The organism is Flavobacterium chungangensis (assembly GCF_042654045.1).
In the GTDB taxonomy this organism is placed as follows: Bacteria; Bacteroidota; Bacteroidia; order Flavobacteriales; family Flavobacteriaceae; genus Flavobacterium; species Flavobacterium chungangensis.
Genome location: NZ_JBHSFY010000010.1, coordinates 31164 through 54625 on the forward strand (window position 1 = coordinate 31164; position 23462 = coordinate 54625).

Sequence of the window (23462 nt, forward strand, 5' to 3'; positions counted from 1 at the left end):
GTTTCTTAACACATAGTTATGTGTGTTAATGCAAGTGAAACGCCTTTGAGCGGTTTTAAAAACTATGTTTCTATGTGTTTAAAAATAAATCTTATATACCCACAAAAATGGATTTAAACTTAAAAAATAAAATAATTGTCGTTTCTGGTTCGGCTGGAAAAGAAGGCAGCATTGGAGAAACGATTATTAACAGATTGGCTGATGAAGGCGCAATCCCGGTTTTAGTTGACAGAAATGCAAGGGGTTTCGAATACGTAGAAAGACTTCAAAAAAGAGGCGTTAATTCTTTATTTGTGCAGACTGATGTAACTGATCCTGTTGCAATAGAAAACGCTGTAAAAGTAATTGGAGCTAAGTACGGAAGAATCGATGCCATCATAAATAATGTCGGCGTTAATGACGGTGCAGGATTAGATTCAAGCTACGAAGATTTTATGAACTCTTTGAAATTGAATGTAGTAAGTTACTTTTTATTGGCTAAATATGCACTTCCATATCTAAAAGAATCAAAAGGAAATATCTTAAATATCGGTTCAAAAGTAGCTTTAACAGGGCAGGGCGGAACTTCGGGTTACGCTGCTGCTAAAGGTGGAGTTTTAGGCTTAACTAGAGAATGGGCAGTAGATTTGATTCAGTACGGAATTCGTTCAAACGCGATTATTATTGCAGAAAGTTACACGCCAGCCTACGAAGATTGGATTAAAACATTGCCAGACGGCGAAACGGTTTTGAAGAAAATCAATAAAAGTATTCCGTTAGAAAGTCGTATGACCAAAACAGAAGAGATTGCAGATACAGCGCTTTTCATCATTTCTGAAAAATCATCACATACTACAGGACAATTTGTTTTTGTGGATGGAGGTTACGTACATTTAGATCGCGCATTAATCAGCGATGTTAATTAAAAAGTTATGAGTAAAAGAATAGATTCCCATCAGCATTTTTGGAAGTTTGATCCCGTTCGAGACAGCTGGATTGACGAAACGATGCAGAATATCCAAAGAGATTTTCTTCCTGAAGATTTACAGCCATTATTAAAAGAAAATCAGTTTGAAGGTTGTGTTGCAGTTCAAGCAAGTCAGTCCGAAGAGGAAACTCATTTTTTATTGGATTTGGCTTCTAAAAAAGATTTCATAAAAGGAGTTGTAGGCTGGATCGATTTGCGAAATGAAAACATTGAAGAACGTTTGCAATTCTTTTCAGATCAAAAAAAGCTGAAAGGTTTTAGGCACGTAGTTCAAGGCGAAGCAGATGATTTTATGTTTGGAAAGGAATTTAGAAGAGGAATCGCAGCTTTAAAGCCATTCAATTATACTTACGATATACTGATTTTTGAACGTCAATTACCAGCTGCAATAAGTTTGGTAAAAGATTTTCCAAACCAAAAATTTGTAATTGATCATATCGCGAAACCAGATATTAAATCAAGAAGTATTGATTCTTGGAAAAAGGGAATTGAAGAAATTGCAAAATACGATAATGTTTGGTGTAAAATCTCAGGAATGGTCACAGAAGCTGACTGGAAAAACTGGAAACCAGAAGATTTAAAACCGTATTTAGATGTGATTTTCGAAAACTTTTCAGTTGATAAATTGATGTATGGCTCAGACTGGCCAGTTCTTAATGTAGCTTCAGATTACAATGAGGTGGTAAAAACTTTAGAAGATTATATTTCAAAGTTTTCTGTTGAAGATCAGAATAAGATTTGGTTTGAGAATGCGAATGAGTTTTATGGGTTATGAGTTATAAGTTAGCTCATAGATTATAAGAGCCTGAAAGGTTTATACCACGAACACTGGGCAACGCCCAGTGAGAGTAATAGAGAAGATATGCAACAAAGCCCTGAAAGGGCGTAAGCATAATCGTCATGTAATTGCTTACGCCCTTTCAGGGCTTTATTATGCTGGTCTATATCAATTCATAGGGCTTTGCCCTATGGTGATGCTTTGAGGCCTTTGGCCTATTATTAGAATAATAAAAAAATATAACCATTGGTTTCAACCACTGGAACACAATGCTAGACGTTACAATATTGCGTCCCTGTGGTTGAAACCACGTGCTATATTTGAAAATAGGTTCTAGAATTTAACCGCTTTCTTAGGTACATTTTTGTCAATAGTTGTAGTCTTCGAAAAATTAGCCGAAGAACCACTCAAATCAATATTCTTGCTCGCTTCACCATTGATCGTAATGGCATTTGAAGAAGAAGGATTAAATTCGATGTTTTTCAGCGAAAGGTTTTTAGTATTGTAAATTTCGAACGCATTTTTAGCTTCAATATCCAATTGTGCGTTGCTGATTTTAATTCCGTTGGCATCAATTATAGAAAATCCTTTTTGGGCTTTAGCAATTAGGTTTGAGATTTCAATATTTTCTAAATTCATTTCAGGAAGACCTTGTAAAAATACGGCTTGTTGAGCACCTTTAATCGTAATATTTTTGATCACGATATTTTTAAACTGAGGCGTTTCTTCGTTTACTGGAATTGCTTTTGTGCTTACCGTATTGCCGCCTTCAGCTAAAGTTTCAGCAATAGATTTTCCTCCATAATACAAATCGAACGAAATAGCTTGTGACGGAATATCAGTCATAAAAACGTCTGAGATATAAATGTTTTCTACAACACCGCCACGTCCGCGAGTACTTTTGAAACGAAGTCCAACATCAGTTCCCATAAAAGTACAGTTAGAAACGTGCAGGTTTTTGACACCTCCAGACATTTCACTTCCGACCGTAACACCGCCATGACCGTGATACACGATATTATTTTTTACAATGATATTTTCGCAAGGAACACCTCTGTCACGTCCGTCTTTATCTTTTCCTGATTTAATACAGATGGCATCGTCACCCACATCAAAACTTGAGTTTTCGATAACTACATTTTTACAAGATTCAACGTCAAGTCCGTCACCGTTTTGAGAAAACCACGGGTTGCGAACGGTAATATTTCGAACAATTAAATCTTCAATTAATAGTGGGTGAATATTCCACGCGGGAGAATTTTGGAAAACTGGTCCGTCAAACATTACACGTTTACTGTTTTGAATGCTGACTAATACCGGACGCAAAAAATCATGAATCGCTTCAAAATCTTCTTTGTTTTTCAGGTCATGACGAATATTTTGATCCGCGCCTTTGGCACCTTTTAAATATTGTTCAGAAGGATACCAGCTGTCTTTCTTTTCATTTAAAACTCCGCCTGAAGCAACAAATTTCTTCCATTGCTCGTCTGTTAGTTTACTCTTTTTAACTTGTCTCCAAGCTTCACCAGAACCGTCCCAAACACCATTTCCTGTAAAAGCTATGTTCTCTAAGTTTTTTCCATAAATAGGAGAGATGCATCGCCAAGTGTTTATACCTTCAAAACTGGTTTCGATAATTGGATATAAAGATTTGTCTGTCGAGAATTTGATTAAAGCGCCAGTTTGAGCGTGAAGTTCAATATTACTTTTTAGAATGATTGGTCCCGTGAGCCAAATTCCTGGTGGAATAATCAGTTTTCCACCGCCTTTTTTTGAAAGCGCATCAATAGCATCGGCGAAAGCCTTAGTATTTAAAACATAACCGCCATTTACTGCTCCAAAGTCTTTTAAATTCACACTGTAATTTGGAATTACAGGTTCTTGGACTTCAGCCATTTTAAACTCAATATTTTTATAAGTATCAGGAGATTTCTGAGCACAAACTGTATTAAAACTCAAAGCAAAACTGGCGAGAGCTATACATAATAGGGTTTTTCGGTTAGTTTTCATTCGTATTATATTATAGTTAGTATTTTAAGGTTCTGAGGTTCTAAGTGGCTAAGATGCTAAGATTAAAGTGAGAAACATAGCATCTTAGTAATTTAGTGTCGTAGGAACTTTTTTTCAATTTACTGGTAATTCAATTTTTTATGCTGTAAATTTTTATTCAATGACTAAGATTATTCGTTTTTAATTTGAAATATTTAATGTAATCGATTACACAAATCTATTAAAAAAATATTATGAAATAACAGTTTTTGGAGGTTTATCACAGATTTTTTATGAATTTAACTTTTTTTAATTGGGAAATCAGAAGATAATTAAAAGCTGAATTTTTAAAGTGAATGTCTCGAAGTCAATATTACAGGAGGGTACAGGATGCTCGTAATTTTATATTCTTTTAAATTGTCCCAGTTATTTGGTAAAAGTGTTAAAAATACAATTATTTGTAAAAATTATAGCGCTTTAAATAAATGCCTCGTAATTTTAGCTCAAGAAAAAAATCAATACTATAAATAATGCGTTTAATTCCTTTCAACAAATTACTAGTCGTTTTTTTACTGATATTCACAATTTCGGCAAGTGGTGCTGAAATCTGGGTTTCACCATCAGGAAAAGATTCGAATATCGGAACAAAATCAAGTCCGCTGGCAACGGTTCATATGGCAATGCGAAAAGCCAGAGAACTTCGCCGTTTAAAAGATCCATCTGTAAAAGACGGAATCAGAATCATAGTAATGAACGGAACGTATTATTTAAACGAACCATTATTTGTACGACCAGAAGATTCTGGAACTGCCGATAGTCCAACAACAATTGAAGCCGATGTAAATGCAAGACCAATTATAAGCGGTGGAATCGAAATTAAAAACTGGACGAAATCGACTACCGCAATCAACGGATTAAAAAAAGGATCAGTTTGGGTGGCTGATGCACCTAAAAAAGCTGGAAGTCTGATTGATTACAGACAATTATGGGTAAACGGAAAAAAAGCTGTAAGAGCTAAAAATACTGCGGGAACTACAATGGAACGCATTTTATCGTGGAATCATCAGGAACAAACTTGTTGGATTCCGTTTAAAGATAAATCGGTAAAGTTCGAACCGGGAATGGAAATGTTTATTGTGCAATGGTGGTCGAATGCGAATCTTCGAATCAAAAATATTGAAGTTCAAAAAGACAGTGCCAAACTTTCGTTTGAAGAACCAGAAAGTCGTATTCAAAGCGAACACCCGTGGCCAGCGCCATGGATTTCTAAAAATAATGGAAATTCAGCTTATTTCTTAAACAACGCTTTTTCGCTTTTAAATGAACCGGGAGAATGGTATTTAGACAAGAAAAATGCTAAGATCTATTATGTTCCGAGAGATGGAGAAGAAATTAATTCGGCAATTGTAACTGCGCCTGTTTTAGAAAATCTGGTTGAAGTAAAAGGAACAATCGATTCTCCTGTTCATCATTTTCAGTTTAAAGGAATTTCGTTTCAATACAGTAACTGGCTTCGTCCTTCACAGCAAGGTCACGTTCCATTGCAATCTGGTTTGTATTTGTTAGACGCTTATAAATTGAAAGTTCCTGGAACGCCAAATCAGGCGAATTTAGAAAATCAAGCTTGGGTAGGAAGACCTCGTGCTGCCGTTGAAGTAAATTATGCTAATAATATTCAGTTTGAATCTTGCCGTTTTGAGCATTTGGCTTCAACGGGTTTAGATTTAAATAAAGGAACAAATCACAATACCGTAAAAGGAAATTTATTTAAAGATATTGGCGGAAGTGCCATTAACGTTGGAGTTTTCTCTGAAGAAGCTTTTGAAGCGCATTTGCCTTTAATCATAAAAGATGAAAGAGAAATGTGTTCGGATGAAGTGATTTCGGATAATTTAATTACTAATGTAACCAATGAAGATTGGGGAACTCTGGGAATCAGCGCTGGTTTTGTTCGAAATATTACGATTGAACACAACGAAATTTCGGATGTCTCTTATTCTGGTATGGCGATGGGCTGGGGTTGGACACATACGCCAAACGTAATGCAGAACAATAAAATTCTGGGAAATAAAATTCATCATTATGCGAAACATTTACATGATGTTGCTGGAATTTACACGCTTTCGGCTCAGCCAGGAAGCAGAATTGAAGAGAATTATATCGACAAGGTTTACAACAGTCCATACGCGCACGATCCGTTTTTATGGCTGTATTTGTATACCGATGAAGGAAGTGAAGGTTTTACAATTAAAAACAACTGGATTGCCGAAAAGAAAATCCTTAAAAACCATAACGGTCCAAAAGGAAATATTTGGGAACACAATGATCCATATGTAAGCACTAAAATAAAAGATGCAGCGGGAATCAGAGCTCCTTACAAAGATTTAGAAAAAGAAGTAGTCATCGATGAAAAATGGGGATTGCAGGAAATGCCAAAACCATATGCGATCGAATTGATAGGTTCTGATTTTGATATCGAAAAAATTAAATCAACTTTGGTTGGTTTTAGAATTGTGGGTCAGGAATTGTACCAATGGAAAAATCATTTGGTTATTTACGGAAAAATGAATCAACCAGAAAGAACGAAACGAAAATTGGCGGGCGCTTTTCCTTCTTTAGAGATTAAAATCTATGAAGATCTAGTTTACGATTTCCAAAACTTCGAAAGATGTAAAGATTCAAAACCAGCATCAGATTGGGAAAATATTGTGTTAACAGCGAATCTTCCTGTTGATGAAAAACTACAAAAAGAATATGTGGAGTATCACAAAACGCAATTCGAAAAATGGCCAGAAGTAGCGAAAGGTTTCTGTAATGCCGATTTTCAGCAATTGCAGGTTTTCAAAAAAGACAGACAATTGATCTTGGTAATCAGTATTCCGAAAGGGGAAAGTTTGGATAAATTAAATCCAAAAACAACTCAAAATAATCCGCGTGTAGACGATTGGAATGCTTTAATGAAAAAATACCAATCGGGAATTGAAGGCACAAAACCAGACGAAACTTGGATTTTCTTAAACAAAGTAGAAGAGAAATAGTATTTAGTATCCTAACAGGTTTCCAAAACCTGTTAGGTATTCTATAAGTTCAAAGAAATAATAGCCACAGATTAAAAGAATTAAAATGATTTTTTATCTGTGTTAATCCTTTCAATCTGTGGCTTAAAAAACATACCTAACAGGTTTTGGAAACCTGTTAGGATAATCATACTATCAAAAATCTAAAAACAAAACCCATGTTAAAAATAGCCATTCTAGGACTTGGAGAAGGACGAAGCACAATGTCGGCTGCAATCGAAAGTTCAAAACTAGAACTCATTAAAATATGCGACCGAAACGAAGAATTGTGTATACAACGAGCAAAAGAATTCGATTTTCATTCTTACACTACCAATTACGACGATTTGTTAAATGATTCGTCAATTGATATTATCGCGATTTATACACCAGATCATTTACACGCTCAACACGTAAAACAAGCTTTATTGCATGGAAAACATGTCGTTTGTACAAAACCGTTTATCGATGATCTTTCGGATGCCAAAGAATTGTTAGAATTAAGCAAATCGAAAGGAAAGAAAGTTTTTATCGGCCAAAGTTCGCGTTTCTTCGAACCAGCTAAAAGACAAAGAGCCGATTATGAAGCAGGTTTAATTGGAGATTTAATTACCATTGAAGCACAATATCATGCCGATCACAGATGGTTTTTAAAGAAAGAATGGTCGCTTTTGCAATCGTTTAAATGGCTGTACGGAGGTTTGAGTCATCCTGTAGATTTCATAAGATGGTATTTGCCAAATATTCAAGAAGTTATGGGTTACGGAATGATCAGCAGTAACGGACAAAATACAGGATTAAAGAATGAAGATACCATGCATTTTATTTTCAAAGCAACCGATGGAAGAATTGCTCGTGTAAGCGGTGTGTATACTTCGCCGACTCAGCCAGCCCAGCGCGACAGTGGCATGAGCACAATTCTGCGAGCTACAGAAGGAGCAAGCCAAGCTGATTATCACGAATTGCGTTATGCCATTACAGATAAAACGGGTGAAGAAAAAGTAATTACTTGGGGTGACAGCACGATAAAATATTATTTCCGTTTTGAAGGACAAAGTCATCATGGCGGGGAATATCAGAATTATTTAGAATATTTTGTAGACAGTATTGAGCAAGGTTTTGAAGCGTATCCAAACATGGAAGAAGGAATTGGAACTGTGGCTTTATTACAGGCAATGGATAAATCTTTGCAAACTGGAATGCCGGTTAAAATTGCCGATATTCTTAACGAATATGGACTATGAACAGTATCTACGATAGATTAACCACGCTCGATTTTGTAATTGTTGCGGGTTATTTAGTGGCTTTATTAGTCATTGGATATGTGGTAAGTATGAAACAGAGAAAGAAAAACGAAACGCTTTTTCTGGCTGGAAACTCCTTAAACTGGTACAGCATTGGGTTTAATATGTGGGGAACTAATGTTGGGCCTTCGTCATTATTGGCTTTTGCGAGTATTGGTTACGCTACGGGAATTGTAGCGGGAAATTTCGAATGGTACGCTTTTGTGTTTTTACTGCTTTTGGCAATGGTTTTTGCGCCAAGATATATTGCGAGCAAAGTAAGTACAATGCCCGAATATATGGGAAAACGCTACGGTGACAGTACACAGAATATTTTGGCTTGGTACGCTTTGGTGAAAATATTAGTAAGCTGGCTGTCTTTGGGATTATTTAGCGGAGGCGTTTTAGTACGTCAGATTTTGGGAATTCCGATGTGGCAGAGCGTTACGGTTTTAGTGATTTTTTCTGGAATTTTCACGTTTGCTGGAGGATTGAAAGCGATTGCAAAAGTGAATGTTTTTCAGATGATTTTGCTGATTGTAGTTTCGCTTACCCTTTCCTTTTTAGGTTTACAAAAGTTAGGCGGAATTGATGTTTTAATTGCTAAAACACCATCGAACTTTTGGAATTTAATTCGTCCTTCTGATGATGCACATTATCCTTGGCCTGCTATTTTGTTAGGATATCCTGTTGCTGCAGTTGCTTTTTTCTGTACCGATCAATCGATGGTACAGAGTGTTTTAGGAGCTAAAAATCTGGAGCAGGGACAATTGGGAGTAAACTTTATCGGATGGTTAAAAGTTATGGCTTTGCCGTTGTTTATTCTTCCCGGAATTTTATGTTATGCGTTATATCCCGAATTAGGAAGCAATTCTGATTTAGCTTATATGACAATGGTCACAAACCTTTTTCCAAGCGGCATGAACGGTTTGGTAATCTGCGTGATGATTGCGGTTTTGGTGGGAACAATTGGTTCTTCGTTAAATGCTTTGAGTACTGTTTTTACAAATGATATTTATGTAAAGAAAATCAACCCGACGGCGACGATTCAGGATCAAATTAAAATTGGTCGTTTAACAATTGCTGCTGGATGTGTATTTGCGATTCTGATTGCGGTTGCTATTGATAATATCAAAGGACAGAATTTATTCAACATTTTTCAGGCGGTTTTAGGTTTCCTGGCGCCTTCGTTATCTGTTGTTTTCCTTTTGAGTGTTTTCTGGAAACGCACGACTAAAAAAGCCGTAAATGCAACACTTTCTTGGGGTTCTGCCTTTAGTTTGTTTGTTGGGGTTTTATATCTATGGATTTTCCCTGCTGATAAATATCCAGTTTGGCCTCACTTTTTATTGATTTCCTTTTACATTTTTGCTACACTTTTAATTGCAGCCGTTATTATTTCTTTAACCGATAAAAATCCTGAAGTTAATGTTTCAGATGAAACGGATATTCCTAAAACTAGTAAAAAGGTGAAGCTTTTATTTGGTTTGTTGGGATTGACGATTTTGGTTTTGTATTTGGTTTTTAATGGGAATTAGAAAAGATCTTTATGTGAATAATTTTTAGTAGTAAATAAAAAAAATATATTTAAATTTCTACGCATTAAGTTAAATAAATAGTACGTTTGTTCCAATAAGATAATTTTACATTGTAAAAAATGAAGCATAATCAATTATGAAAAATATCTGCAATTTTTAAAAATCATGAAAGCATTTATCTCCTATCGATTTACTGATAATATTTCGGAAATTGTTAAACTTCTTAATGAAAATAAAATTGAGGTTTATGATTCATTGTCGGACATAGATTATGGTAGCTCAATACAAAAATCAATTAAAAGAGCAATTTCTGAATGTGATTTTGTTATATTAGTTTACAGCCTTGAGAATCCACATATTGCGTTTGAAGCGGGGATAGCTTTTAGCTTAAATAAACCTATTTTTTCTATAATTTCGGAATATAAAGAAGATCCTGTTTTTCTTTTTGATTCGCCATATGTTCGTGCGTTGCCAACTGAAATTGAAAAAATAAGTTTTAATCTGAAAATATTTTTGGATAAAATAAAGCCCAAAAAAAGAGAGAAAAAAATAATACAGCATAAATATTATAAAGGTGATTCTCTAAATTATTATAATGATATCTTTTACAACTACAATAATCTAAATACTAATAATGAAAGGGAGTATGAAATATTTTTTAAAGACATTTTTGAGAAATATTCATTAAATGTCATACAAAATAAGTTTGATTCTAAATCAAATTTTTATACAGATTTTTGTATCTGGAGTGATGAACTTAGTAACGTACTTGGAAACCCTATTCTTATTGAAATAAAAAAAGAAATTAATAAAAAAAATATTGGAGAAATAGAATCTAATGTTAATAATCTCATTAAAAATAACTTTGCTGAATGTTGCCTAATATTCTATGATAATTTAAAGGGAATTGAGAAAAAAGAATTACCAAATACTCTAAATTATTACTTTATACAAATATCTGATTTTATTGAAAAATTAATTTCAAACGATTTTAATGAATCTATCCGCAAGATTAGAAACGAAATAGTTCATAATCATTACTAAAATATGGCCAACTATTCAGTACGAACATTAGCAGGTCATTTTCAAGGTTGTGATCATGGAGTGACAAATCAAATAAAAGGTAAAGCATTTGAAGATTTAGCTTGTTACCTTTTTGAAACTATACCTGGAGTTTCAATTGCAATGAGAAATCAAATGAATGCTTATCATAATGAGGAAATTGACGTTGCTATATGGAATGATAATCATAAAAATGGTTTGAATTTCCTACCAAATGTTATTCTTATTGAATGCAAAAATTGGAGTACTCCTGTTTCAAGTATTGAAGTAAATTGGTTTTGTCAAAAACTTGCATCGAAAGGATTAGATTTCGGGATTCTAATTGCAAATAATGGTATTACTGGAAACGCTGCAGATTTAACTGCTGCACATAATACTATTGCATTCCATCTCGCTCAAAAAAGGAGAATAATTGTAATTACTAGAGCTGAAATAGATGCATTAACAAATACAGCTCAAATGATTAAATTAATTAAAGAAAAAATATGTTTGTTAGCTGTATCAGGAAGAATAAGTTAAAAATAAATCTAATATTTTTTATAATTTACCAGCAGTCGAAACCAACAACTCCCGAATATCAACCTTTAAATATTTAGAAATCTCATAAAGTGTTTCAATAGAAGGCTGAATTTCATTTGTACACCAGCGAGAAACAGTGGTTTCTGTTTTTCCTAAATGACTTGCTAAATCTTTACCATTTCTATTTTTTTCTGCCAAAACAGATTTTATTCTATTCAAATTTATTTTTGACACATTGCTAGTTTATGAATTCTCCTGCAAATATCGCAAAATTTTAAAGACTTGAAAATCAAAGTTTAATAAATTAAAATTTACATTTTGTGTAAATTTATTTTCTTTTTATGTTTGTTTATAGTATTTTTGTGTAAATTATCAATAACTATGAAGCAAGAAAATATAACTCAACAATCAGTAAAAAGGCGATTAAAAATCCAGCCAAAACATATTGCAAGATCAGATCATCGATACGTTATATTTCCAGAAATACGTCTTTGCGGAAAATGGCTTCAGAAAATCGGTTTTAATTACGGGAATTTCGTAACGATTGAACATCAGCAAAATAAAATCATTATTACAACTAATAATGAAATTGAAACGAAATAAAAAACACATAGCTTTCAATCGAGAAAACTATGTGTTTTATTATTAAATGATATGCCTTTTAAAGACAATCCAATATCTATGTCTCTATGTGTTTAAAAATTATTCCTGAGTTTTCTTTTTCTTCTCCAAATTAGGCAGGAACCCAGTAATAACCCCAATTAAAGGCAGGAATGCACAAATTTTAAATACATATTCTATACTTGTAGCATCGGCAATTTTTCCTAAAATAGCAGAACCTAAACCACCCATTCCGAAAGCAAATCCGAAGAAAAGACCCGCTACAAGTCCGACTTTTCCAGGCATTAATTCAGTCGCGTAAACCAGAATTGCTGAGAATGCCGAAGAAAGAATTAATCCGATAATTACAGATAAAGTTCCAACCCAGAATAAAGAAACGTAAGGTAACATTAAAGTAAAAGGAGCAACTCCAAGAATTGAAACCCAGATTACATATTTTCTGCCATATCGATCTCCAATTGGTCCTCCAATTAAAGTTCCTGCAGCAACAGCGCCAGAGAACAAGAATAAATATACTTGTGACTGCTGAATCGTAATGTGGAATTTATCTATAAGGAAAAAAGTATAATAACTCGTAATACTGCTCATATAGAAATACTTAGAGAAAATCAGAACCAATAAAATAATCAACGAAGCAATTACTCGGTTTTTAGATAAATGATGCGTTTCGATTTGGTGAGAAGCTTTATTAGCATTTCTTTCAGATAAATGTGCAGTGTACCAAATTGCAATTTTATACAAAGCAAAAACACCAACTAACGCAATAATACAAAACCAAGCGATATAAGATTGTCCGTGCGGAATAACGATAAAAGCAGCTAATAAAGGTCCGATGGCACTTCCTGCATTTCCTCCCAATTGAAAAATAGACTGCGCCAAACCTCTTTTTCCGCCCGAAGCCAAATGCGCCACACGTGAAGATTCAGGATGGAAAATCGAAGATCCGATTCCGATTAAACTTACTGATAATAATAAGTTGATAAAACTCGAAGCGATCGAAACAAAGAAAAGTCCAACCATTGTAAAACACATTCCAACAATCAGCGAGTATGGTTTTGAGTTTTTATCGGTATACATTCCCACAAACGGCTGTAAAATAGACGCTACCATTTGATACGTTAGCGTTATAATACCAATTTGAGTAAAACTTAAACTAAAATTTTCCTTTAAAAGCGGATAAATGGAAGGAACAACAGCCTGTAAAAGATCATTAATTAAATGAGAAAAACTTATGATGAATAAGATCGAATAAGTGGTTTTTTTAACTATGTCAGGATTTGCTTTAATAGTGTCCATGAGATATTTTTTGATTTTTAAATTAGATTAAAAAACAACAGCTGTATTATTTTTTGCAAAGATTAAAAGAATACTAATGTCAGAATTGCTATATTTGGACAATGAATAACCAGATTCGGACATATCGAATGGCACAGGAACATGGATACAGACTTGATCCATCGATTCCTGTTATTGGCTATACCGAAATGGTAACCAATGAAATGTGTATTTCGCATTCGCATCCAAGAGGTCAGTTGATCTATGCAACCCGTGGCGTGATGAACGTTGTTGTGGGCAATCATATTTGGGTTGTAAATCCGTTGCAGGGCTTGTGGCTTCCAGGCGGAGTAGAACATCAGGTTACTTTTCAGAAAGACGTGAATTACTACAGCGTTTTTATCGATCCGTCTGCAATGGAGGGATTGCCAACAAATAGTTTTTCGTTTGATATTCCGATGTTTTTAAAGCAGTTGGTTTTTAAAATCATTTCTTTTGGAATCGAAGGAAATCTGACTCCACCACAAAAAAGAATCATTTCTGTTTTCTTGGACGAATTGGCTTTAATTGCGCCAAGTGCGACTTTCTTGCCAACAACCAATCACGAAAGACTTCAAAAAGTGGTTGAGCTTTTAATGAATGACGTTTCAAGTAAAAACACAATAGAATATTACGCTGAGCTTTCTTTTATGAGTACGAGAACTTTATCCCGATTATTTATTAAAGAATTGGGAATGAATTTCAGCGATTGGCGTACTCGATTAAAATTATTAGAAGCGATAAAACGTTTGGGCGAAAAACAATCCATCAAGGAAATTGCTTTCAACTTGGGTTACGAAACTACAAGTGCTTTTATTTATATGTTTAAAAAGCATTTGGGCAAAACGCCTTCTAACTATATTTTAGAAGATGAAAATGAGAACGATAGAATGATTGCTTAGGTTTTGAATGTAAATTGAACGCTGATTAAACGGATTTACTTCGTAAAGACGCGGATTTACACGGATTTTTTAAACACATAGAAACATAGATTTTTTTTACTTAGCGAAATAGAGAATCAAAAATGACTAGTCATTAACACATAGCTATGTGTGTTTATGCAAGTGAAACGCCTTTTATAGACAAAGTAATTCTATGTTTCTATGTGTTTAAAAAATAAAATCCGTTTTCATCCGCGTCTTCGCGATAGCGAATCCGTCTCATCAGTGTTCCATAAAATTGTAACATCATTTTTTTTAGTACTAAAAAAGTTATAAGACGTAATTTTTCCCTTAAAAAATTATCAAAAAGTACTGTTTTTTATGAAATAACAGGATAGTGCAGGTTGTGAAATGTAAAGATAACACTTATCTTTAGTCCCAAAATACACTAACTATGCTAAACCGCTTTCCTATTTTTAAGACTTTACTTCTTTTTGTTGCCCTTTTTTCGTGTTCGCTGTCATTTGCTCAAGAAAAACCAAAAGAAGCGACATGGATCTGGTATCCAGGTGATTTTGAAGTTTGGTTAAGCAATAAAATGCAGGTTAGACGTACAGAACGCGAAGCTGTGTTTCCGCCACTTTGGCAATATTATAGTCCGTATGCTTTGGTCACTTTTCAAACAGAAGTAGATATTCCAAAGTCAGATGAAGTGAAAATCTTCTCAGAAGGACCTTTTCAATTACTTTTAGATGGTGTTCAAATTTACGGACAGCCAAAATCAATAAAAATTCCTTCTGGAAAACACAAAATTTCTTTTAAAGTTTACAATCAGGAAGTATTACCGGCTATTTATATTAATGGAAAATACATTAAATCTGATGCTTCTTGGAAAGTAACCAACGAAGATAAACTTTGGATTGATGAAACCGGAAAAGCACAGCAATCTGGTACGCCTTGGGTTCCTGTTGGTTCTTGGAATTTTAATTCGTCAGAAAATAAACCTTCTGAATTTAAATTAACAACTAAACCTTTAAGCGCAAAAAAAACAGAAAAAATTGGAGCTGGTCAGTTGGTAGATTTTGGAAAAGAAACTTTTGGTTACATTAAAATTCACGGTTTAAAAGGAAAAGGTAAACTAGCACTTTATTATGGTGAATCTCGTGAAGAAGCTTTGGATTCTGCCAAATGCGAAACCTTAGATCATTTATCTTTTGATGGAAAACAATCTGAAACTTACACACATGATGGTTCAAAAGCCTTTCGTTATGTTCAGGTACAAGCAGATGCAGGGGTAAAATACGATTCTATTTCGATGCTTTATGAATATCTGCCATTAGACTATCGTGGCGCATTCAAGTCTTCGGATGAACAATTGAATAAAATTTGGGATGTGTCGGCTTACACCATGCATTTAACTTCTCGCGAATTTTTTATAGATGGAATCAAACGTGACCGCTGGGTTTGGTCTGGAGACGCTTATCAAAGTTATTTAATGAATTATTATTTATTCTTTGATTCGGCTTCGGTAGAAAGAACATTGTTAGCGCTTCGCGGAAAAGATCCTGTAACGGCTCACGTAAATATCATAATGGATTATTCGCTGTATTGGTTTGTAGGTGTTTACGATTACTACTTACACACGGGCGATACGAAATTCATCAAAACTTTTTATCCAAGAATGAAATCGCTTATGGATTTCTGTTTAGAAAGAAGAAACAAAAATGGATTCCTGGAACCATTAGAAGGCGACTGGGTTTTCATCGACTGGGCAGACGGACTTCCAAAAACTGGCGAAGTTAGTTTTGAACAAATGCTTTTAGCAAGAAGTCTTGAAGCAATGGTGGTTAGTGCCGAAATTGCTGGGAAAACTGAAGATCAAAAACAATATCAAAAATTAGGAGATGATTTAAAAACGAAATTATTTGATGTGTTTTGGGATAAAAAAGAAAACGTAATGAAACACCAGCGTATCGATGGTAAAATGCAGGATATTGTAACGAGATACGCTAATATGTTCGGTATTTTCTTCAATTATTTTACTGAAGAACAAAAACAAAGTGTGAAAAATAAAGTGTTGCTCAATAAAAATGTTCTTCAAATTACAACACCGTATATGCGTTTTTATGAGTTGGAAGCTTTATGCGCAATGGGCGAACAGAATTATGTTTTAAAAGAAATGAAAGACTATTGGGGCGGAATGCTGAATGAAGGCGCAACATCTTTCTGGGAAGAATACAATCCGAACAAAAAAGGAACGGAGCATTTAACGATGTACGGTCGTCCTTACGGAAAAAGCCTTTGTCACGCTTGGGGTGCAAGTCCGATTTATTTATTAGGGAAATATTATCTAGGTGTAAAACCAACTGCTCCGGGATATTCTGAATATGAAATCAAACCAAGTTTAGGAGGTTTAAAATGGATGGAAGGAAAAGTGCCAACACCAAACGGAGAAGTTGCCGTGTATTGCAGTACCAAAGAAATCAAAGTAAAAGCAGGCGAAGGAGAAGGAAAATTGATTTTTGAAAGTGTGAGCAGACCTAAAACAAACTCTGGAACCATTACAGAATTAGCAAAAAATAAATATCAATTGATTGTAAAACCGAATGTAGAGTATAAAGTGAGTTATAAGGCTTTGTGAGTAATTAGTGAATAGTGAATAGTTTATAGCGTCGAGTTTGTCATTCCGAGGAACGAGACTCGAGTGATAGCGAATAGGCGAAGCAAATCACACTCGTAACCACAAAGATTATCACGTACAGTTTGTCATTTCGACGTAAGGAGAAATCTTCGCAAGTAGCTCCGCACCGAATGTCGCCAATCTTTGTAGAGTTTCTCGCGAAGATTTCTCCTTACGTCGAAATGACAAGAGTGAAGAAATGTATCAGAAGAATAAAGCAAAAAAACAAAAAACCAATGTTTTCAAAAAGTAAAAAATACCATTTCAAATTAAAAACCGTTTTCTTAATGCTATTGGCTGTCTGCATCCAAGCTACAGCACAAACCACCGCATGGAAACCAGCGACATTTGAAATTGTAAAATCCAATTACAAAACTTTCAAAACTATTCAATACGCACATGTGTTTTCAGGAAGCAAACACAATATTGTTCGTTTAGTTCCAGAATTGCAAGGCTTGACAGGAATTGAACTTCCTTCAGATAAATATAAAAATGGAAATAATGCTCCATTACAATTAAAATTTAAAGAACAAGTTCAGGTTTTGATTGGAGTTTTTCAAGAAAATAATTCAGATTATCTTCAAGCTGATAAACTTCAAAATGCCAAATTAGTTTTAGAAAATGGAGTTACTGTAACGGGATTGCCTTCAGTAAATGTTTATGCGGTTTCTTTCTCAAAAGGAACACAAACCTTAAATTTTGGAAAAGGATTATTTACCATTTTAGGTGTTATAAAAGTTTCTGAAAAACTAGAGCCAAGAAATGCCAATTTTCCAGATGGAAAACTTTGGAATCCAACTTTTATTGTTGAAGGATTTTCAGATGAAAAACCGCTTTTCGAAGTTATTGGAGGAGAAAATAAACCCGTTATAGATGAGGGAATGTCTGGAACAGAAGGTATTCAAGGCGGTTTTGAAGGCGGGCGAGTAGTAAAAGTCGGCGATACGTATCACATGTTTCCAACAGAAAGAGCTGGAGAAAAAGGCGTTGATTACTATTATGATCGTGTTAAAACCAAAATCGGACATTGGACGAGTAAAGATGCGATTCATTGGAAAAGAGAATCTACAATTTACCAAGCAAGTGGAACTTACGCCGTTACAGAAGACGATAATCCGATGAATGATCGTCGTGCAGCTATTTGGTCGTATATGCCAATTTTCAACGAAAAAGCAAACAAATGGTATGGCTATTATTTGGCGTATACTGTTAGTAAAGAAATAGAACCAAATCATTCATTCGGAAGAATATGGCGTTGCGAATCGACAGTAGACGGAATCAACGGAATTGGCGGACCTTATAAAGATATGGGAATCATTATGGAACCTGGACTAGATTCTCAACCTTGGGAAGGACGTCAGGGTGTTGCTTCGTTTTTTCCGTATCAGGTTGGCGACAAATATTTCGGATTTTACAGCGGTGCATATCCGTTCAATTCATGGGCAGATTATCCGAAAAAATCAGGAAAAGGCTGGTTTGTGGCTTTAGCCGAATCCAAAAGTTTAGAAGGTCCTTGGTTGAGAATGAACAAAGGTTTGGAACCGATTAAAACAATGCATCCGCAGTTTGTAGAAAATCCGATTGTTAGTCAATTACCAAACGGAATGTACATCGCTATTTTTGATGGAGGCCCAGACGGCTGGGGGCATCATTTACCAAATATGATTGCCTATTCATTATCGGCTGACGGCGTTAATTGGGCAGAAGCACATTATTTACCAATCGAAACCAAAGTTGAGAAATGGTGGGACATTATGAGAACGCCTTTGTGTTTAATCCCAGAAGGAAATGACGTTTACACAATAGTGTATAATGCAATCGATTTGAAAAGAAGATTTCATCCAACAGGGATGGTAAAAGTAAAACTGAATAAAGACGTAATGGAATCTAAATTAAAAGAGTTGAAGAAATAGAAGAGAGTGGGGAAGAAGAAAGATGCAAGAAGCAAGATTTTAGAAAATAGAAAATAGAAAATAGAGTATAGAAAATAGAACTTTGCGACTCTGCGACTTTGCGAGATTAAATCTTTCGAAAACAAAAAAAACTTAGTCCCGATAGCTATCGGGATAGCGCCTAAAAGGCAAAAAAAACATAAAAATGAAAATTAAATATCTAATCCTAACCATTTCAGCACTTGCCATAACCAGCTGTGCAACAAAATACAAGAAAAGAGAAATTACCGACAGCGTAATGCAGGAGATTTACGAAGAAATCAAAACGCCTTATAAATACGGTTTGGTGATGGTTCCAACTGACAACTCATATAAAATGGATTGTCCTAGTGTATTTAGGAAAGACGGAAAATGGTATATGACGTATTTAATTTACGATGGAAGAGGTTACGAAACCTGGCTTGCGGAAAGCGACAATCTTTTAGATTGGAAACATCTAGGAAAAGTAATGTCTTTTTCAGAAAATGAAAAACATTGGGACGTCAACCAAAAAGCAGGATATATTTCGTTACAGGATCTAACTTGGGGAGGAAGTTACGAATGGGAAAAATACGATGACAAATACTGGATGAGTTATTTTGGTGGAGACAGCAAAGGTTACGAAGCAGGCGTTTTGTCAATCGGAATGGCATATACCAAAGAAGCACCTACAAAACCACATGAATTCCAAAGATTAGAAAATCCGGTTTTGACTCCAAAAGACAAAGATGCCAGATGGTGGGATAATAGCACGATGTACAAAAACAGTGTAATTCGTGATAAAGATAAAGTTACAGGACACAATTTTATCATGTATTACAATGCCCGTGGTGATAGTATCAATCCTGCAAAAGGTGCTGAACGTATTGCAATGGCAGTATCTAACGACATGAAAACATGGAAGCGTTATGGCGATAAACCTTTAATCAACCATCATAAAGGAATTTCAGGAGATGCTTATATTCAACGTATCAATGATAATTGGGTGATGTTCTATTTTGGAGCTTTTTGGACGGGTTGGAATCAAGGTGCATTTAACCGTTTTGCAGTTTCGAATGATTTAGTAAACTGGACGGACTGGAAAGGTGACGATTTAGTTAAATCATCTGAACCTTACGATGATATGTTTGCGCATAAATCATTTGTGGTAAAACATGACGGAGTAGTTTATCACTTTTATTGTGCCGTAAACAAAGCAGAACAAAGAGGAATCGCCATTGCAACTTCTAAAGATTTAGGAAAAAGCAAATTGAATTTTGTAGCACCGCCTGAGAAAAAGACAAAGAAGAATTAAGTATAGAGAATTAAGTATTAAGACCTAGTTTGTCATTTCGACTGAAAGGAGAAATCACACTCGTAACCACAAAGATTGTCGATCATAATTGCGGAATTTCTCGTTCCTCGAAATGACAAAAAAAACTAAAAATAAAAGAATGTTTCAACCAATTCAAAATAATAACTTTTCAAGGTTTCGATTTTCGATACTAAAATCAGTATTCACATTTTACATTTTACTATTTACAACTTACACGCAAGCCCAATCCGTTACAGGAGAGCCAGCAGGAATCCCCGAGTTGCATAAAAAATACGAATTTGCTCCGTGGGAAGATCCAACAATAACAAGCATCAACAGACAACCGTCAAGAGCAACTGCTTATTCATATGCAAGTGTTGAAGACGCTTTAAAAGGCGACAGAACCAAAAGCCGAATCCAAATGCTAAATGGCGATTGGGATTTTAAATATGCTGTAAATCAGAAAGAAGCTTCGAAAGATTTTTATAAAAATACCGTTTCAGGCTGGGATAAAATCGAAGTACCATCAAATTGGGAAATGAAAGGATATGACAATCCAATTTACAAAAGTGCCGTTTATCCGTTTCGACCAATAAATCCGCCTTATATTCCTAAAGATTATAATGGAGTTGGTTCTTACCAACGCAGTTTTACCGTTCCTGAAAATTGGAAAGACATGACCGTGACTTTACATTTCGGAGCCGTAAGTTCAGGTTTTGAAGTTTGGCTAAACGGGGAATTTTTAGGTTATGGCGAAGACAGTTTTCTGCCATCAGAATTTGATATTACACCTTATTTAAAAGCGGGAGAAAATGTAGTTTCTGTTCGTGTAATTCGTTGGACAGATGGTTCTTATTTAGAAGATCAGGATCACTGGCGCATGAGCGGAATCCAGCGTGAAGTTTTTATTATGGCCGAGCCGAAATTGCGTATTCAGGATTTCTTTGTTCAAACCAAATTAGACAAACAATATACAGATGCGATTTTCAAATTACGTCCAAAAGTAGAGAATTTGACAGGAGTAAAAATTAAAGATTATACAATGAATGTTCAGTTGTACGATGCCAATAATACGGCAATGTTCAAAGAACCGCTTCAAAGACCTGTAATCGATTTGATTAACGAAAGTTATCCGCGTTTGGATAATGTTCGCTTCGGATTCTTCCAAGAAACTATCAAAAATCCTAAGAAATGGAGTTCAGAAGAACCGAATTTGTATACGATGGTCATTTCGATAAAAGATAAAAACGGAAATGTTACCGAAGCCAAAAGCTGTAAAGTGGGTTTCCGTTCGATTGAATTCTCAAAAGAAAATGGAAAAATGCTCATCAACGGAAAAGAAACTTATGTTTATGGCGTAAACCGTCACGATCATCATGCAACAAGAGGAAAAGCGGTTACGAGAGAAGACATCAAGCAAGATATTACCACGATTAAAAAGTTCAATTTCAACTTTATACGTACAAGCCATTATCCAAACGATCCTTATTTCTACGAATTATGCGATCAATACGGAATTATGGTGATGGACGAAGCCAATCAGGAAACGCACGGAATTGGCGGAAAATTAAGCAACGATCCGCTTTGGACAAACGCTTATATGGAAAGAATAATCCGAATGGTCGAAAGAGATAAAAACCATCCATCGGTCGTGATGTGGAGTTTAGGAAACGAAGGCGGAAAAGGGCCAAATCATTCGGCAATGTCGGGTTGGGTTCACGATTTCGATATTACACGTCCAGTTCATTATGAACCAGCGCAAGGAAATGCCAAATTAGACGGATATATCGATCCGCTTGATCCAGGATATCCAAAAACAATCGATCACGCTTATCGATTCGAAAATCCGCAGGATGATTCGTATGTCGATATGGTGAGCCGTTTTTATCCAGGCGTTTTTACACCTAAGTTTTTAGTAGATCAAAAGAAAGATACACGTCCGATTATTTTCGTTGAATACTCTCATGCGATGGGGAACTCAGTTGGAAATTTAAAAGAATTATGGGATGAATTCCGTTCGCTTCCAAGAGTTATCGGAGGCTGTATCTGGGAATTTAAAGATCAGGGAATCGTGAAATTTGATTCAAGATCAGGTCAGAATTATTTTGCGCACGGAGGAGATTTTGGCGAGAAATACCACGACGGAAACTTCAATACAAAAGGAATTGTAGATTCTAATGGAAAACCAAAAGGATCGATTTTTGAGAATAAATGGGTATATCAGCCAGCGATTTCAACTTTAAACGGAAATCAATTGGAAATCAAAAATCGTCAGGCCGTTAAATCTTTAGAAAGTTATATTCCGGTTTTAAAAGTGTTGGAAAACGGAAACGTGATTAAAACTCAGATTTTAAAACCATTAAAAGTAGAAGCAGGACAATCAACAACTTTAGATATCAGTTCTTATCTTCCAAAAATGAAAGCTGATGCGGAATATATTTTGAATATAGAATTCCAACTTTCAAAAGAGGAACTTTGGGCATCAAAAGGTTACGCTGTAGCGGAAGATCAGTTTATATTGAAAAAGAAAGAAGCGGTTTCGCTAGAATCTAAAAAAGAAACGCTGAACGTTTCTGAGTCTGACTCAGATTTCAAAATCAAAGGAAAAACTTTTGATATTACAATTGGAAAAACAAACGGAGCTTTGAGTTCGTATGTTTTTAACGGAGAAGAACAAGTTTTTGCACCATTGCTTCCAAACTTTGTAAGACCGCTTACAGACAATGATAAACGTGGTTGGAAATCGCAAAAGCTGTTGAAACAATGGTACAAAGCAAAACCAAAATTGGTTAACATTTCAATTGACAAATCGGCTTCGGAAATTAAAATAACAAGTGATTATGAAGTTATAAAAGATAGTGCGAGCGTAAAAGTAATCTATAATATTTTACCAAACGGATTAATAAAAGTAGATTACAGTTTAAAAGCATCAAATAAATTACCGAACATTCCAAAAATCGGAATGCAGATGGGTGTTCAAAGAAAATTCGACCAGATTTCATGGTATGGAAAAGGAGAGTTAGAAAATTATAGCGACAGAAGTTTTGGTTCGTTCGTTGGGAAATATTCACTTCCAATTAATGATTTTATCGAACATTATCCAAAACCACAAGAAAACGGAAACCGATGCGATGTAAGATGGATGGCATTAAGCACTCCACAGAAAAACAATGGATTTTTAGTGGTAAACGATACCAAAGTTTTAAGCATGAGCGCATGGCCGTATACACAGGAAAACTTGAGTTCATCTGGTCATACATACGATTTAAAAGATCCTGGATTCTTGACTGTAAACATCGATTTAATCCAAATGGGAGTAGGAGGAAATGATAGTTGGACGATTGTTGCGCAGCCTTTAGAACAGTATCAAATTAGATCTGGAGATTATGAGTACAGTTTTTATTTGACTCCTTTCAGCGGTTCAAAAAATCAGTTGGAAAGTAGTTTAAAGAAGTTTAAATATTAGATTACGATTTATCCTAACAGGTTTCCAAAACCTGTTAGGTATTTTGTATTATAGATGAAGTATATTTTAAGTACAGTTTGTCA

Annotated in this window: 16 protein-coding genes; 13 read left to right on the forward strand and 3 right to left on the reverse strand. The window is 35.0% G+C overall.

Features of this window, described 5'->3' with window-relative positions:
* Nucleotides 1–107 precede the first annotated feature (107 nt).
* A complete protein-coding gene (locus ACFO3N_RS15995; protein WP_379799286.1) occupies nucleotides 108–905 on the forward strand; it encodes an SDR family oxidoreductase in 798 nt (265 codons plus the stop codon).
* Between the two features lie 6 nt (nucleotides 906–911).
* Nucleotides 912–1742 carry an amidohydrolase family protein gene (locus ACFO3N_RS16000; protein WP_379799288.1) on the forward strand — a complete coding sequence of 277 codons (831 nt, stop codon included), beginning with the start codon at nucleotides 912–914 and terminating at the stop codon, nucleotides 1740–1742.
* Between the two features lie 336 nt (nucleotides 1743–2078).
* Here ACFO3N_RS16000 and ACFO3N_RS16005 read toward each other — a convergent pair whose 3' ends face one another.
* Complete coding sequence (locus tag ACFO3N_RS16005; RefSeq protein ID WP_379799290.1) at nucleotides 2079–3755, reverse strand: glycoside hydrolase family 28 protein; 1677 nt, start codon at nucleotides 3753–3755, stop codon at nucleotides 2079–2081.
* Nucleotides 3756–4264: 509 nt separating this feature from the next.
* On the opposite strand from ACFO3N_RS16005, the gene ACFO3N_RS16010 reads away from it, so the two are divergent.
* From ACFO3N_RS16010 to ACFO3N_RS16030, 5 genes are all read left to right on the forward strand, one after another.
* Entirely contained in the window at nucleotides 4265–6772 is a 2508-nt protein-coding gene (locus tag ACFO3N_RS16010; RefSeq protein ID WP_379799292.1) for a right-handed parallel beta-helix repeat-containing protein, read from the forward strand.
* Nucleotides 6773–6969: 197 nt separating this feature from the next.
* Nucleotides 6970–8034, forward strand: a complete 1065-nt coding sequence (locus ACFO3N_RS16015; protein ID WP_379799294.1) for a Gfo/Idh/MocA family protein — start codon at nucleotides 6970–6972, stop codon at nucleotides 8032–8034.
* The gene (locus ACFO3N_RS16020; protein ID WP_379799296.1) at nucleotides 8031–9611 is read left to right on the forward strand and encodes a sodium:solute symporter; all 1581 of its coding nucleotides are present in this window, start codon (nucleotides 8031–8033) and stop codon (nucleotides 9609–9611) included. Before ACFO3N_RS16015 ends, ACFO3N_RS16020 begins: the two co-directional genes overlap by 4 nt.
* A gap of 165 nt (nucleotides 9612–9776) precedes the next feature.
* A complete protein-coding gene (locus tag ACFO3N_RS16025; RefSeq protein WP_379799298.1) occupies nucleotides 9777–10655 on the forward strand; it encodes a toll/interleukin-1 receptor domain-containing protein in 879 nt (292 codons plus the stop codon).
* Nucleotides 10656–10658: 3 nt separating this feature from the next.
* Nucleotides 10659–11192 (forward strand): restriction endonuclease, encoded by a 534-nt coding sequence (locus ACFO3N_RS16030; protein WP_379799300.1) that lies wholly within the window; start codon nucleotides 10659–10661, stop codon nucleotides 11190–11192.
* An 18-nt stretch (nucleotides 11193–11210) separates the two neighbouring features.
* Here the strand turns inward: ACFO3N_RS16030 and ACFO3N_RS16035 are convergent, their stop codons facing one another.
* Nucleotides 11211–11426, reverse strand: coding sequence for a helix-turn-helix transcriptional regulator (locus ACFO3N_RS16035; protein WP_379799302.1), 216 nt, complete (start codon nucleotides 11424–11426; stop codon nucleotides 11211–11213).
* Nucleotides 11427–11573: 147 nt separating this feature from the next.
* Between ACFO3N_RS16035 and ACFO3N_RS16040 the strand changes: the two genes are divergently transcribed.
* A complete protein-coding gene (locus tag ACFO3N_RS16040) occupies nucleotides 11574–11795 on the forward strand; it encodes a SymE family type I addiction module toxin (RefSeq protein ID WP_379799304.1) in 222 nt (73 codons plus the stop codon).
* Between the two features lie 99 nt (nucleotides 11796–11894).
* Here the strand turns inward: ACFO3N_RS16040 and ACFO3N_RS16045 are convergent, their stop codons facing one another.
* Entirely contained in the window at nucleotides 11895–13109 is a 1215-nt protein-coding gene (locus tag ACFO3N_RS16045; RefSeq protein ID WP_379799306.1) for an MFS transporter, read from the reverse strand.
* Between the two features lie 128 nt (nucleotides 13110–13237).
* Here ACFO3N_RS16045 and ACFO3N_RS16050 point away from each other — a divergent pair, with 128 nt between their 5' ends.
* From ACFO3N_RS16050 to ACFO3N_RS16070, 5 genes are all read left to right on the forward strand, one after another.
* Complete coding sequence (locus tag ACFO3N_RS16050) at nucleotides 13238–14029, forward strand: AraC family transcriptional regulator (protein ID WP_379799309.1); 792 nt, start codon at nucleotides 13238–13240, stop codon at nucleotides 14027–14029.
* Between the two features lie 433 nt (nucleotides 14030–14462).
* Nucleotides 14463–16649, forward strand: a complete 2187-nt coding sequence (locus tag ACFO3N_RS16055; RefSeq protein ID WP_379799311.1) for an alpha-L-rhamnosidase-related protein — start codon at nucleotides 14463–14465, stop codon at nucleotides 16647–16649.
* A 275-nt stretch (nucleotides 16650–16924) separates the two neighbouring features.
* Nucleotides 16925–18601, forward strand: coding sequence for a hypothetical protein (locus ACFO3N_RS16060; RefSeq protein ID WP_379799314.1), 1677 nt, complete (start codon nucleotides 16925–16927; stop codon nucleotides 18599–18601).
* A gap of 184 nt (nucleotides 18602–18785) precedes the next feature.
* Entirely contained in the window at nucleotides 18786–19913 is a 1128-nt protein-coding gene (locus ACFO3N_RS16065; protein ID WP_379799316.1) for a glycoside hydrolase family protein, read from the forward strand.
* Between the two features lie 139 nt (nucleotides 19914–20052).
* Nucleotides 20053–23379: a glycoside hydrolase family 2 TIM barrel-domain containing protein gene (locus tag ACFO3N_RS16070; protein WP_379799318.1), complete on the forward strand. Its 3327-nt coding sequence runs from the start codon at nucleotides 20053–20055 to the stop codon at nucleotides 23377–23379.
* Nucleotides 23380–23462 lie beyond the last annotated feature (83 nt).